Annotated in this window: 11 protein-coding genes; 7 read left to right on the forward strand and 4 right to left on the reverse strand. The window is 54.1% G+C overall.

Features of this window, described 5'->3' with window-relative positions; translation table 11 throughout:
- Positions 1-103 precede the first annotated feature (103 nt).
- From phrB to FDW92_RS16430, 3 genes are all read right to left on the reverse strand, one after another.
- A complete protein-coding gene (gene phrB, locus FDW92_RS16420; RefSeq protein ID WP_042309744.1) occupies positions 104-1,522 on the reverse strand; it encodes a deoxyribodipyrimidine photo-lyase in 1,419 nt (472 codons plus the stop codon).
- Positions 1,523-1,542: 20 nt separating this feature from the next.
- Positions 1,543-2,496, reverse strand: a complete 954-nt coding sequence (locus tag FDW92_RS16425; RefSeq protein WP_042309746.1) for a 2-thiouracil desulfurase family protein — start codon at positions 2,494-2,496, stop codon at positions 1,543-1,545.
- An 89-nt stretch (positions 2,497-2,585) separates the two neighbouring features.
- Entirely contained in the window at positions 2,586-2,792 is a 207-nt protein-coding gene (locus tag FDW92_RS16430) for a YbfA family protein (RefSeq protein ID WP_003022870.1), read from the reverse strand.
- Positions 2,793-3,100: 308 nt separating this feature from the next.
- On the opposite strand from FDW92_RS16430, the gene kdpF reads away from it, so the two are divergent.
- Genes kdpF through kdpE form a run of 6 tightly spaced genes read left to right on the forward strand, consistent with a single transcriptional unit; the run spans position 3,101 to position 10,882 of the window.
- Positions 3,101-3,190 carry a K(+)-transporting ATPase subunit F gene (gene kdpF, locus FDW92_RS16435; RefSeq protein ID WP_077949339.1) on the forward strand — a complete coding sequence of 30 codons (90 nt, stop codon included), beginning with the start codon at positions 3,101-3,103 and terminating at the stop codon, positions 3,188-3,190.
- Complete coding sequence (gene kdpA, locus FDW92_RS16440) at positions 3,190-4,869, forward strand: potassium-transporting ATPase subunit KdpA (RefSeq protein ID WP_042309750.1); 1,680 nt, start codon at positions 3,190-3,192, stop codon at positions 4,867-4,869. The genes kdpF and kdpA overlap by 1 nt, the downstream gene beginning before the upstream one ends.
- A 20-nt stretch (positions 4,870-4,889) precedes the next feature.
- Positions 4,890-6,938, forward strand: a complete 2,049-nt coding sequence (kdpB, locus tag FDW92_RS16445; protein WP_042309752.1) for a potassium-transporting ATPase subunit KdpB — start codon at positions 4,890-4,892, stop codon at positions 6,936-6,938.
- A gap of 8 nt (positions 6,939-6,946) precedes the next feature.
- A complete protein-coding gene (kdpC, locus tag FDW92_RS16450) occupies positions 6,947-7,513 on the forward strand; it encodes a potassium-transporting ATPase subunit KdpC (RefSeq protein ID WP_042309753.1) in 567 nt (188 codons plus the stop codon).
- A 10-nt stretch (positions 7,514-7,523) separates the two neighbouring features.
- Positions 7,524-10,208, forward strand: coding sequence for a two-component system sensor histidine kinase KdpD (gene kdpD, locus FDW92_RS16455; protein WP_042309756.1), 2,685 nt, complete (start codon positions 7,524-7,526; stop codon positions 10,206-10,208).
- Positions 10,205-10,882, forward strand: a complete 678-nt coding sequence (gene kdpE, locus FDW92_RS16460; protein WP_042309758.1) for a two-component system response regulator KdpE — start codon at positions 10,205-10,207, stop codon at positions 10,880-10,882. Before kdpD ends, kdpE begins: the two co-directional genes overlap by 4 nt.
- A gap of 180 nt (positions 10,883-11,062) precedes the next feature.
- Here the strand turns inward: kdpE and tssF are convergent, their stop codons facing one another.
- On the reverse strand, positions 11,063-12,895 hold the full coding sequence (tssF, locus tag FDW92_RS16465; protein WP_042310157.1) for a type VI secretion system baseplate subunit TssF: 1,833 nt from the start codon (positions 12,893-12,895) through the stop codon (positions 11,063-11,065).
- Positions 12,896-13,526: 631 nt separating this feature from the next.
- Between tssF and FDW92_RS16475 the strand changes: the two genes are divergently transcribed.
- Positions 13,527-14,050, forward strand: a 524-nt coding sequence (locus FDW92_RS16475) for a contractile injection system protein, VgrG/Pvc8 family (RefSeq protein ID WP_249357189.1), incomplete at its 3' end; no start/stop codon positions are given.

Raw genomic sequence — 14,050 nt, forward strand, 5'->3', positions numbered from 1 at the left:
CATCAGGGCATTAACAACCTTGCGCGCACGCTTCAGCGCTAAAAGCCCCAGACCGCAACACTTTCATTCTGCTGGAAGGCATTACGCAAAATCCACCATGCCTTTACTCTTTACGCGCCGCCTCATATGCCGCCAGCGTCGCCAGTCTTGCCTGCTTATGATCGACAATCGGGCGAGGATAGTTGAGCGTCACCTGCGCTTTTTCCGCCCACGACCACGGGTCATGAATCGCTTTACCCGGCACATCGCGCAGTTCCGGCAGCCACTGGCGGATAAACTCACCGTCACGGTCAAATTTTTCGCCCTGCGTCGTGGGGTTAAATATGCGGAAATACGGTGCGGCATCGGTTCCGGTAGACGCGGCCCACTGCCAGCCGCCGTTATTGGCCGCCAGGTCGCCATCGATCAGTTGCGACATGAAATACTGCTCGCCTTTGCGCCAGTCGATCAGCAGGTCTTTCACTAAAAAACTGGCCGTAATCATGCGTAAACGATTATGCATCCAGCCCGTGGCGTTGAGCTGACGCATCGCCGCGTCTACAATCGGGTAACCCGTTTGACCCATTTGCCAGGCCTGCAAATGCGCCGGGTTATTCTGCCATTGCACGCGATCGGTCCAGCGGATAAAGGGGTGATACCGACACAGAGCCGGATGATACGTCATCAGGTGGCGATAAAACTCACGCCAGATAAGCTCGTTCAGCCAGACGCTACCTGACCCGCCCTCAAGCGCCTGCGGCTGCTCCGCGAGCAGTCGATTCAGGCATTGGCGCGGCGATAACCCGCCTGTCGCCAGACTTGCGGATAATCGACTGGTCCCGTCAATCGCTGGAAAATCACGCAGCTGTTCGTATTCTCCCGCAGCCTGCTGGCAAAACTGGCGTAATTGCGCGATGGCCAATTTTTCATCTACCACAAACCTCTGCGCATCAAAATCTTGCTGTGGATAGCTCAGCGTAATTGGTGTTAACGGTGCGTCAAGAGCTCCACTTTCTCTCACTTTCGGCGCGCTCACACATTCTGGAATACCGTCTTTAATCCGCTTCAGCCAGGCATTTTTAAACGGCGTGAACACTTTATACATCTCATGATTGCCGGTCATCACCGCCCCCGGAGGCAGGATCACGCTGTCATCAAACCCTTCGCACACCACCTGGGGTAATGATTTTTCTACGTTTGCATCACGCTGCCGTTCGTTTATTTCATATTGATAGTTATAAAATAATCGACTGACGTCATGCTGCAGACAAACACTTTTGACGATGTCCACGCTGGCCGCAAAATCAGCCACTTCGTGAAACAATAGAGGAATACCTTTTTCTGCCAACGCCGTTTGTAACGCATTCAACTGTGCGCAGGTAAATGCCGCCTGGCGCGGGGCCATATCGTGGGCCTTCCACTGCTCGGGGGTAGCGATATATAACGCCAGTACCTGCGCGGAACGATCCCGACAAGCCGCCGCCAGTGCGAGGTTGTCGTGCAAGCGTAAATCACGCCGAAACCAGACCAAATGGGTGGTCATAACACTCCTGAAGAAAAAACTTAACGCCCGTAGCGCAAACGCAGAGCCTCTGGCCAGGGATTGAAATAGCGCTGCCCGGAGAGATAAGCATCCGGGTATTCCGCCATATAGTGTTTGAGTAATGTTATTGGCGCAAGCAGCGGTTGAGTCGCACGTCGATAACCGTCAATGAGAGAGGCCAGCTCCTGCCGCTGACGAGAATTTAATTGCGTACGGAAATAGCCCTGGACATGCATCAGCACGTTGGTATGGTTGCGACGGGAGGGAAGATGAGCCAGCAAACTCATCAGCCTTAAGCGATACTCGACAAAATAAGCCTGCAGATCTTGCCATTCGCCAATCGCCGCCACAAAACGCCCGAGGTCGCGATAGTCCGGCTGGGAATGGGCCAACAGTAATAGCTTGTAACGACTATGATAATCGATTAATGCGCCGCGCGTTAACCCTTGCTGTCGGATAGTATTGAGCTCGTGCAAAGCATAAATGCGCTCAACAAAATTTTCCCGAATCTGCGGGTCGTGTAAACGCCCGTCCTCTTCCACGGGAAGCCAGGGTAACGTCGACATCAGCACAGACGTAAAGATCCCTCGTCCGGCTTTACGGTTGTTTTTGCCTTCCGCGTCGTAGACTCGCACCCGTTCCATACCGCAACTGGGTGATTTCGCACAGACAATATAGCCGCACAAATGCGCCAGACGCTCGCTTTGTCGCTGACTAAAAGCCGTCATTGCGTCTGTCAAATCCCCCTCGCGCTTATCACTAAAACGCAGGGAGACAGCCTCGCCCTCTTTGACCAGATGCAACGCAGGTCGCGGGACTGGTAACCCGATCCCCATTTCAGGGCAAACAGGTTCGAACGCGACCCACGGCGACAGTTCTTCTAGAGCAAAGGCCAGCCGCTTATGCCCACCATCATAGCGAACCGCCTCCCCCAACAGACAGGCACTGATACCAACAGGGAATTTCTCGCTCATGATCGCTCCTTTTTCATTCCTGAAATAAGTGTAGCTATCATGAGCAAAAAAGCCGCTGATATCAGCGGCTTTTGGGGATTTATTAGCTATCAGTAGAAATCGCAGGTGGCTTTTTCCGCCTGCTCCATCCACACCGGCTTATCACTGGTTTTAGACCAGACGCGATGCAGATAGCTGTAAAAACGGGCGCGGTCTTTCCAGAACAGCATGACCGGCAGAGCCAGTACGCCCGCCACTACGGCAAAGGTACGGCGTAAGAAAACAATGTGTGCTGGATATTCTTTATAAAAGTCCATAATCCTCTCCCATATAACTGTTCGGTGAATCGCACCGGAAAAATAAAGTTGGTTAACTGATGAAAATAATACCGCCTTGTGTGTAATTTTACTACTCATCCGACCACTTATTTTTATCTATTTATGCCCCGTTTAGTTTAAAAACGTAGTTAAGTTACATAAAAGTTAAATTAATACTAATCATTAGTTAAATAATGGTCTTTGCCATTTTTATACTTTTTTTACACCTCGCCCGCCGATTTTTGCGAAATCTTTGCAAGCAAAAACCTACGCTCTGGTTATCACATTTATGCCACTGGAGGTGCACTGTGAGTGCAGGCGTGATAACCGGCATTGGGCTGGTCTTTTTATTATTAGGTTACCTTGTGTATGCCCTGATTAATGCGGAGGCGTTCTGATGGCGGCTCAAGGATTTTTACTTATTGCCAGTTTCTTGCTGGTGCTGTTTGTCATCGCCAGACCGCTGGGGTTTGGGCTGGCCCGACTCATCAATAATACGTCTCTGCCGGGCCTTGCTGGCGTGGAAAGTGTGCTCTGGCGTGGTCTGGGTATTTCGCAGCAGGAGATGAACTGGCGGCAGTATCTGCTGGCAATCCTCGCGCTCAATGTGCTGGGCCTGCTGGTCCTGTTTTCGATGCTGATGGCGCAAAATCTGTTGCCGCTGAATCCTCAGCAGCTACCAGGACTTTCATGGCATCTGGCGCTCAACACGGCGGTGAGTTTTGTCACCAATACCAACTGGCAATCTTATGCCGGTGAAACCACTTTAAGCTACTTCAGCCAGATGGCTGGGTTGACCGTGCAGAACTTCCTGTCCGCGGCGACCGGAATTGCGGTGATTTTTGCCCTGACGCGTGCCTTTACGCGCCAGAGTATGGATACGCTGGGTAATGCCTGGGTCGATCTGGTTCGTATTACGCTGTGGATCCTCGTGCCAATCGCGCTGCTCATCGCCCTGTTTTTTATTCAACAAGGCGTGCTGCAAAACGTATTGCCCTATCAGCCCATCACGACGCTTGAAGGGGTGAAACAGTTGCTGCCGATGGGACCTGTCGCTTCGCAGGAAGCGATTAAGATGCTCGGCACCAACGGAGGCGGTTTCTTTAACGCTAACTCAGCACATCCGTTTGAAAACCCAACCGCGCTGACCAACCTGGTACAGATGCTGGCTATTTTCTTAATTCCTACCGCGCTGTGTTTTGCCTTTGGCGATGTGGTGGGCGATCGTCGTCAGGGACGGACCCTGTTATGGGCCATGTCGCTCATTTTTGTCATTTGCGTAGCCGTCGTGATGTGGGCCGAAGTTCAGGGCAACCCGCATCTGATGCAGTTAGGTGCAAACAGCAATATCAACATGGAGGGCAAAGAGAGCCGCTTTGGTGTACTGGTCAGCAGTCTGTTTGCGGTCGTCACAACGGCGGCATCCTGTGGCGCAGTGATTGCGATGCATGACTCCTTTACCGCACTCGGCGGAATGGTGCCGATGTGGCTGATGCAAATTGGCGAAGTGGTCTTCGGCGGTGTGGGTTCAGGTCTGTACGGCATGCTGCTGTTCGTACTGCTGGCTGTGTTCATCGCCGGGCTGATGATTGGCCGAACACCGGAATACCTGGGTAAGAAAATCGACGTGCGCGAAATGAAAATGACCGCGCTGGCGATTCTGGTCACCCCTGCGCTGGTCCTGCTCGGCACAGCAATAGCAATGATGACCGATGCCGGGCGTAGCGCCATGCTCAACCCGGGTCCACATGGTTTTAGTGAAGTGCTGTATGCCGTGTCATCTGCCGCGAACAACAACGGTAGCGCCTTTGCCGGATTAAGCGCCAATAGCCCGTTCTGGAACTGCCTGCTGGCGCTGTGCATGTTCTTCGGTCGCTTCGGCGTGATCGTACCCGTGATGGCTATTGCCGGGTCGCTGGTCAGTAAAAAGATCCAGCCAGCAAGCCCAGGCACGCTACCTACCCACGGCGCGCTGTTTGTCGGGTTGCTAATCGGTACGGTGTTACTGGTTGGCGCTCTCACCTTTGTTCCTGCCCTGGCCCTTGGCCCGGTCGCAGAATACCTGTCATTACACTGAGTGATGCGGAGCACATTACTATGAGTCGCAAGCAACTGGCGCTGTTCGAACCTTCTCTGGTCGCACAGGCGCTGATGGATGCCGTGAAAAAATTAAGCCCACATACCCAATGGCGTAATCCAGTGATGTTTCTCGTCTGGCTGGGTAGTCTGCTGACCACGTTGTTAACGCTGGCGATGGCAACAGGTTATATGCCAGGCAACCCGTGGTTTACCGGCGCGATAAGTCTATGGCTGTGGATCACCGTCCTGTTCGCCAACTTTGCCGAAGCGCTGGCTGAGGGGCGCAGTAAAGCACAGGCGAACAGCCTGAAAGGGGTGAAAAAAACCGCTTTTGCCCGCAAACTTCGCGAACCAAAATACGGCTCGGCCATGGATCACGTCCCTGCCGATGATTTACGTAAAGGCGATATTGTGCTGGTGGAAGCTGGCGATATTATCCCGTGTGACGGTGAGGTGATCGAAGGTGGCGCATCGGTGGACGAAAGCGCGATTACCGGTGAGTCTGCACCGGTTATTCGTGAATCCGGTGGCGATTTTGCATCGGTCACCGGCGGGACTCGCATCCTCTCCGACTGGCTGGTGATCGAATGCAGCGTAAACCCCGGTGAAACGTTCCTCGACCGGATGATCGCCATGGTCGAAGGCGCGCAGCGGCGTAAAACCCCCAATGAAATCGCCCTGACGATTCTGCTGATTGCCCTGACCATCGTTTTTCTGTTGGCGACCGCCACGCTGTGGCCATTTTCCGCCTGGGGCGGCAGCGCGGTCAGTGTCACGGTACTGGTTGCCCTGCTCGTTTGTCTGATCCCCACCACCATCGGCGGTCTGCTTTCTGCCATTGGCGTGGCCGGGATGAGCCGTATGCTGGGCGCGAACGTCATTGCCACCAGCGGACGTGCGGTCGAAGCCGCGGGTGACGTGGACGTCCTGCTGCTGGATAAAACCGGCACCATTACGCTGGGTAACCGCCAGGCTTCAGATTTTCTGCCCGCCCAGGGTGTGGATGAAAAAACGCTGGCGGACGCCGCACAGCTTTCATCGCTGGCCGATGAAACGCCAGAAGGCCGCAGCATCGTTATTCTGGCAAAACAGCGCTTTAATCTGCGTATTCGCGACGTGCAATCGCTGCACGCTACCTTTGTGCCGTTTACCGCGCAAAGTCGTATGAGCGGTATCAACATCGACAACCGTATGATCCGCAAAGGTTCGGTCGATGCCATTCGTCGTCACGTTGAAGCCAACGGCGGTCACTTCCCCGCCGATGTAGAGCAGAAGGTCGACAACGTCGCTCGCCTTGGCGCTACGCCGCTGGTGGTAGCCGAAGGCTCCCGCGTACTGGGCGTGATTGCCCTGAAAGATATTGTGAAAGGCGGGATCAAAGAACGTTTTGCCCAACTGCGCAAAATGGGCATCAAAACGGTGATGATCACCGGCGATAACCGCCTGACCGCCGCCGCGATCGCCGCTGAAGCCGGGGTGGATGATTTCTTAGCGGAGGCCACGCCGGAAGCCAAGCTGGCGCTGATTCGTCAGTATCAGGCGGAAGGCCGTCTGGTGGCGATGACCGGCGACGGAACCAACGACGCCCCGGCACTGGCGCAGGCGGATGTCGCGGTCGCCATGAACTCAGGGACCCAGGCGGCGAAGGAAGCTGGCAACATGGTGGATCTTGATTCCAACCCCACCAAACTGATTGAAGTGGTGCACATTGGTAAACAGATGCTGATGACGCGCGGCTCGCTGACCACCTTCAGTATCGCCAATGACGTGGCAAAGTATTTCGCCATTATTCCGGCCGCGTTCGCCGCCACCTATCCGCAGCTCAATGCACTTAACGTAATGGGACTGCATTCGCCGGACTCAGCGATCCTCAGCGCGGTTATCTTTAATGCGCTGATAATCATTTTTCTGATCCCACTGGCGCTTAAAGGCGTGAGCTACAAGCCGTTATCCGCATCTGCAATGTTGCGCCGTAATTTGTGGATCTACGGTCTGGGCGGTCTGGTGGTGCCATTTATTGGCATTAAAGCGATTGATGTACTGCTGACCCTGCTGGGTCTGGTGTGAGGTTTCAGATGAGTGGATTACGTCCTGCATTATCAACATTGATTTTCCTGATGCTTATAACCGGCGGGGCTTACCCGCTGCTGACCACCGCGCTGGGGCAGTGGTGGTTTCCCCACCAGGCTAACGGCTCCTTGATCCGCGAAGAACAGGTTGTTCGCGGTTCTGAACTTATTGGGCAACATTTTACCGCCGCCGGTTATTTTCAGGGGCGTCCGTCTGCGACGGCGGAAATGCCCTATAATCCCATGGCTTCTGGCGGCAGTAATCTGGCCGTCAGCAACCCGGAACTGGATAAACAGTTGCAAAGCCGGATTGCCGCGCTGCGTGCTGCCAATCCACAGGCTAGTCCTGCCGTTCCGCTAGAGCTGGTAACCGCGTCGGCCAGCGGGCTGGATAACAACCTGACGCCCGACGCGGTGGCCTGGCAAATTCCCCGCGTGGCGCAGGCCCGCAACCTCAGCGTTGAAGAGGTGTCGCGCCTGGTTGCACAATACACGCAAAAGCCGTTGGTCAGTTTTATCGGTCAGCCGGTGGTGAACCTGGTGGAACTTAATTTAGCGCTGGAGAAGCACTGAGAAAAAGGACATGCATAGCGAACCCTTACGTCCCGACCCCGATCGTCTGCTGGAGCAGACCACTGCCCCGCACCGCGGAAAACTAAAAATATTCTTCGGTGCCTGCGCGGGCGTCGGCAAAACCTGGGCCATGCTAACGGAAGCCCAGCGGCTGCGGGCGCAGGGGTTAGATGTGCTGATTGGCGTGGTGGAAACCCACGGACGCAAAGAGACCGCCGCGCTGCTGGACGGTCTCAGCATCCTGCCGCTAAAGCGACACGCGCGTCATGGTCGTCACATCAGCGAGTTCGATCTCGATGCCGCCCTGGCCCGCCGTCCGGCGCTCATTTTAATGGATGAACTGGCGCACAGTAATGCGCCAGGTTCACGCCATCCTAAGCGCTGGCAAGATATTGAAGAGCTGCTGGAAGCCGGTATCGACGTCTTTACTACCGTTAACGTACAGCATCTGGAAAGTCTCAATGATGTGGTCAGCGGCGTCACCGGTATTCAGGTTCGCGAAACCGTCCCCGATCCTTTTTTCGATGCTGCTGACGATGTGGTGCTGGTCGATCTTCCCCCCGATGATTTGCGGCAGCGCCTGAATGAAGGCAAGGTCTATATCGCCGGTCAGGCGGAAAGAGCCATCGAGCATTTCTTTCGCAAAGGTAATTTGATCGCGCTGCGCGAGCTGGCCCTGCGCCGCACGGCCGATCGGGTGGACGATCAAATGCGCGCCTGGCGCGGACGTCCAGGGGAAGAGAAAGTATGGCATACCCGCGACGCCGTTTTGCTGTGCATTGGGCACAACACTGGCAGCGAAAAACTGGTACGCGCCGCCGCGCGACTGGCGGCGCGTCTCGGCAGCGTCTGGCACGCAGTGTATGTCGAAACTCCAGCGCTGCACCGACTCCCCGAAAAACAGCGCCGCGCGATCTTAAGCGCCCTGCGATTAGCCCAGGAGCTGGGCGCGGAAACCGCCACACTTTCCGATCCCGCTGAAGATAAAGCGGTAATCCGCTATGCCCGCGAGCATAATCTGGGAAAAATTGTGCTCGGGCGTCCGACAACGCGTCGCTGGTGGCGCAGCGATTCCTTTGCCGACAAACTGGCCCATCGCGCACCGGATCTCGATCTGATGATTGTCGCGCTGGACGAACCGCCTTCACGCCCGACGCTACCCACTACGGATAGCCGCACCTTTAAAGATAAATGGCGGGTACAAATTCAGGGTTGTGTGGTTGCCGTCGCGCTGTGTGCCATCATTACGCTGATCGCGATGCAGTGGCTGATGGCCTTTGATGCCGCTAACCTGGTAATGCTCTATTTGCTGGGTGTGGTGGTTATCGCCCTGTTCTACGGACGCTGGCCATCCGTGCTGGCAACCTTTATTAACGTCGCCAGCTTCGATCTCTTCTTTATTGCCCCGCGTGGGACGCTGGCCGTTTCCGACGTCCAGTACCTACTCACTTTTACCGTGATGCTAACGGTAGGGCTGGTTATCGGTAATCTCACCGCCGGAGTCCGGTATCAGGCGCGGGTGGCGCGCTATCGGGAACAACGTACGCGCCATCTGTATGAGATGTCGAAAGCGTTAGCCGTTGGACGGAGTCAGCAGGATATCGCCGCTACCAGCGAACAGTTTATCGCCTCAACGTTTCAGGCCCGTAGTCAGGTTTTATTACCTGATGAACACGGTAAGCTGGCGCCCCTCACCCATCAACAGGGCATGACGCCATGGGACGATGCCATTGCCCAATGGAGTTTTGACAAAGGGCAGCCAGCTGGCGCGGGCACGGATACCTTACCGGGGGTACCGTACCAAATCTTACCGCTAAAAAGCGCCGATAAAACGCATGGGCTACTGGTAGTGGAACCGGGAAATCTGCGTCAGTTGATGATCCCTGAGCAGCAGCGCCTGCTGGAAACCTTTACCCTGTTGGTCGCCAGTGCGCTGGAACGTCTGACGCTGACCGCCAGCGAAGAGCAGGCCCGGTTTGCCAGTGAGCGTGAAAGTATTCGCAATGCGCTGCTTGCCGCCCTGTCCCACGATTTGCGCACGCCGCTGACGGTACTGTTCGGTCAGGCTGAAATTTTAACGCTGGATCTGGCCAGTGAAGGTTCGCCGCATGCGCGCCAGGCCAGTGAGATTCGCCAGCACGTGCTGAATACCACCCGACTGGTTAATAATCTGTTGGATATGGCGCGAATTCAGTCTGGCGGCTTTAATCTTAAGAAGGAGTGGTTAACGCTGGAAGAGGTGGTGGGCAGCGCCCTGCAGATGCTGGAGCCGGGACTCTCAGCCCCGATTAATCTGTCGTTACCCGAACCGTTGACGCTGATCCATGTCGATGGCCCGCTTTTTGAACGGGTGTTGATTAATCTGCTGGAGAACGCCGTAAAATACGCGGGTCCGCAGGCGCAAATCGGCATTGATGCCAGCGTCAACGGTGAGCACCTGCAACTGGACGTCTGGGATAATGGGCCGGGTATTCCATCGGGTATGGAACAGCGTGTTTTTGACAAGTTTTCCAGAGGAAACAAAGAGTCATCGGTACCGGGCGTTGGACTGGGACTGGCAATTTGCCAGGCGATTGTGGACGTGCACGGCGGTACCATTTCCGCCCATAATCGTGCCCAGGGAGGAGCCTGTTTCCGTGTTACACTGCCCCAGGAAATCCCCCCTGAACTTGAAGATTTTCATGAGGATATGTGACAAACGTTCTGATTGTTGAAGATGAACAGGCCATTCGCCGCTTTCTGCGCACCGCGCTGGAAGCCGATGGCCTGCGTGTATATGAAGCGGAAACGCTGCAACGTGGTCTGCTGGAAGCCGCCACGCGAAAACCCGATCTCATCATTCTCGATCTCGGCCTGCCAGACGGCGACGGCATTGATTTTATTCGCGACCTGCGACAGTGGAGCGCAATTCCAGTAATCGTGCTTTCAGCCCGTAGCGAAGAGAGCGATAAAATCGCCGCGCTGGATGCCGGTGCCGATGACTATCTCAGTAAACCCTTTGGTATTGGCGAGCTACAGGCGCGATTGCGCGTGGCATTGCGGCGCCACGCCAGCGGCGCGTCCCCCGAACCGGTGGTGCATTTTTCCAACGTAAAAGTGGATCTCGCCGCCCGCCTCGTACACCGTGACGACGAGGAAATCCATCTGACGCCAATTGAGTTTCGCCTGCTAGCGGTACTGCTGAATAATGCCGGGAAGGTACTGACGCAACGCCAGTTGTTAAATCAGGTTTGGGGGCCAAACGCCGTTGAGCACAGCCATTATCTGCGAATTTATATGGGACACCTGCGCCAGAAACTGGAGCTGGACCCGGCTCGTCCACGTCATTTTCTGACCGAAACCGGGATTGGCTATCGGTTTATGCCGTGAATTCAGAATTAACGAGTCCTGATATAAGTTGAAAGTTATCCGTCTATCGAATGCTTGCTGAATATGATCGGTCGTTTTGTATTTCTGGGCCAGATGTGGACGCTCATAGTTATATGATTGTCACGGATTCTGTTAGCAGCCATAACCATCGCTCATTGGGGACCTAAAAAGCCATCCCGGTTACATCAGGGGGTGTTGACCGCTGTTCCGCCACATCCATGATTTCTGGCTTTCCGTATTGATAATTTTCAGGTGGTGATATGAACCGGTACTGGCATACAGCGCAAAAAACTGTGACAGCGCGGCCCCCAGCAGATATATCTCCCCCTCACTGACAAACGGAGCCGGGTTGATCCACAGTGTGGTGGCAAGCCCTCTCCTCGGAACGCCCTTAAACAACCAGTCTATCGGTTTCGTTTCCATTCGTTCTATCGCATCCAGTTTCTCACGTGAAAGCCGGGCCAGTTGGGGATGATGAATACCGGGCAGGTCAAAAGTGCACAGGATCTCAATCAGCGCCTCCCGCTCCAGCAGGGAAAGATAATTCAGGTTCATACAGGAAATCAGCAACCAGAGCCTGTCATCGTCGGTCACCGGATTGAGTGAACATGTCGGACATGTAACGTTACTGAAAGAGGCCACTGCCGGATTTTTGCCCACGGCGACGCAGACATCGCCGGGATGCAGTTGTTCAGGTAACATCCGGTTGGTACAGACCAGCTCAGCCGTAACGACTTCATTTTCCGTCAGGGAAGGGTCCGGCTGGCTGCCATCGGCATGTATGAAAGCGACGGTGTGCTCAGTGCCGCGATGGAGTAGCGAGGTTTTTGTCCGGTGCTGCCAGTACACCACTTTCCTCTGGCCGCTGAATTCTGTCTGATGGTCAAAACTTTCAAACTCAGGCCATGTCTGTCTGTTTTTACCTTTCCCGGCCCCCCCCTCCGGTGCCTGAGTGTGACAGCTCACCGACGCCACCCGGAAAATATCATACGCGTCCGGGCGTCGGCGGCTGGCAAGCAACGGATATTGCAACGCACGGCCATCGGGTCGGATCGGTTCAGCAGAGTGCATAAACAGGTTAACAGCAGGCGTGCAGTAAAGCCGCAGCGAACGGTTGTCCAGTTTGACATCACCCGGCAGCGGATCGCAAAAATGCAGCCTCAGCGTAAAATGACTGAGCGGAAAATCATCCGGCAATGACACCGCCCCACGAAGGTGGAAGAAGAAAAAACTTTCCGGAAAGCAAAAATATTCATGGAGAACCCGGTAGCCATTGTGGACCCTTTCAGGCCAGGGCAGCAGTGCGTCCTCACGCTCAAACCCGGCCGGATCCAGCCATACATCCGGCAGCGGTACCTGGCACTCCCCGGCAACCAGCTCGGCGTCCATCAGGCACTCACTGAACCACAGATACAACTGATACCGGGTATAGTCGTCGTCATTACCCAGCCAGAAGCTGAGTTTATTCAGATCCAGAGCATTCGGGGACACTCCGCTGTCCGCAAAAAAATCAATCTCAATACAGCCCTTTTTAAGGGTACTGTTGTTGCGTATATCCCGAATATGCAGGGGCTGTAACCAGAGATCCCTGGCCAGCGTAAAATGGCAGACCGGAGGGCGCGTTGACTGGCTGTCAGACAGCGGTCCCCGGTTCAGGGATAATGACCCCGTTGTTGTACGGGATCTGATTAACGCATCGCGGCAAACCTGTACCGGCTTTTTCAGCCGGTTTTTAGGCCGGTATTCAATGACCGTCATGGCAGGAACCGGACGCAGATAATTAGGCCACAGCATCCTGATAATCCCGTGAGTGAATTCAGGAAACCCGTCTTCCAGTTTTTGCCGCAGTCCACCGGAAAGAAGTGCAAAAGCCTCCATCAGGCGCTCAACATCCGGATCGCCATCCTTCTCCGCCAGGAAACGGGCCAGCCAGGGCTTTTCCTTTGCCATTAATTTCCCCATCTGACGAAGATAGTCCAGCTCTTCCAGGTAATAACGCTCTTCAAAAGCCATGGTATTAACTCCCGCAATGATTAAGAGATCCAGGATGAATACTGCCGTCTTTGTTATTACCGGCAATAACATTTCCTCAGGTTATATTTGCAAGCAATAACAGAACATATCCGGAATGGACACCGCAGCAACCATTCACTGGAATGGAAATAATACAGATTCAGTTATGACAACAATAATACGTCCGCAGGAGCATTTTTAAATCGATTTTTTAAAATAATGTATGAATTCTCTGTGCTGTGATATACAACACAAAATAGCGAAAAATGACATGGTAATAATGTTTGCATTACACAGATAACAAGGCAACCATTCATTTCAGCAATATATAATGATAATTAACTTCCGAATGGTAAAGATTAAATAACATCGCAAGGATCATACAAATATAATATATTTGTATGATTTTTAATTATTACAGCAAGAGGAAACCGATATTCGCAGACATGGAATATACTGCTCAAAATATGCAGAGAAAAGCTAAAACCATTCGAAGAATATCGCATTACGTTTTTATTCACGGGAGATGGCAGATGCCGGAAACTTCGGCGGTAGCGTGCCTGAATATAAATATCACTCTCAGCTACTGCCGCAGTATTTATTTTCCTGTCATGCATCAGAGAGGCATTTTATGTCACTGAAAGGACTTCGTTTCACGCTGGAAGTTGACGGGCAGAGTTCCACCACCTTCGCGGTGGTCAGTTTCCGTCTGGTCCAGAAATATTCACTCCCCTTTATGCTGGAGGTGGATGTCGCCAGCGACTCTTTCCGCCAGCGTGCTGAAGAACTGCTTGAAAAAAATGCCACCCTGACCCTCTGGCAGGGTGCACAGGTGCTGCGCCGTATCAGCGGCGTGATTTCCACCTTTGGCATGAAAGAGCACGACGGCTGGCAGATGCAGTACCGCTTCAGAATTCAGCCCCCTCTCTGGCGCTGCGCCCTGCGGCAGAACTTCCGCATTTTCCAGCAGCAGGATATTCAGGCTATCTCTGACACCCTGCTGCGTGAAAACGGCATCACCACCTGGACGCCCTGTTTTTACGAGGACCACCCTGCACGGGAATTCTGCGTCCAGTACGGCGAGTCTGACCTTGCGTTCCTGACACGACTGTGGTCCGAGGAAGGGATTTTCTTTTTTGACCGGTTCTCCCCGGA

This window comes from Citrobacter sp. wls706 (assembly GCF_005281305.1).
Classification (GTDB): Bacteria; Pseudomonadota; Gammaproteobacteria; order Enterobacterales; family Enterobacteriaceae; genus Citrobacter; species Citrobacter werkmanii.

What these genes read in the sequence shown, in the direction of transcription:
- phrB (WP_042309744.1), bottom strand. Translation starts at nt 1,522, where the DNA reads ATGACCACCCATTTGGTCTGGTTTCGGCGTGATTTACGCTTGCACGAC.
- FDW92_RS16425 (WP_042309746.1), bottom strand. Translation starts at nt 2,496, where the DNA reads ATGAGCGAGAAATTCCCTGTTGGTATCAGTGCCTGTCTGTTGGGGGAG.
- FDW92_RS16430 (WP_003022870.1), bottom strand. Translation starts at nt 2,792, where the DNA reads ATGGACTTTTATAAAGAATATCCAGCACACATTGTTTTCTTACGCCGT.
- kdpA (WP_042309750.1), top strand. Translation starts at nt 3,190, where the DNA reads ATGGCGGCTCAAGGATTTTTACTTATTGCCAGTTTCTTGCTGGTGCTG.
- kdpB (WP_042309752.1), top strand. Translation starts at nt 4,890, where the DNA reads ATGAGTCGCAAGCAACTGGCGCTGTTCGAACCTTCTCTGGTCGCACAG.
- kdpC (WP_042309753.1), top strand. Translation starts at nt 6,947, where the DNA reads ATGAGTGGATTACGTCCTGCATTATCAACATTGATTTTCCTGATGCTT.
- kdpD (WP_042309756.1), top strand. Translation starts at nt 7,524, where the DNA reads ATGCATAGCGAACCCTTACGTCCCGACCCCGATCGTCTGCTGGAGCAG.
- tssF (WP_042310157.1), bottom strand. Translation starts at nt 12,895, where the DNA reads ATGGCTTTTGAAGAGCGTTATTACCTGGAAGAGCTGGACTATCTTCGT.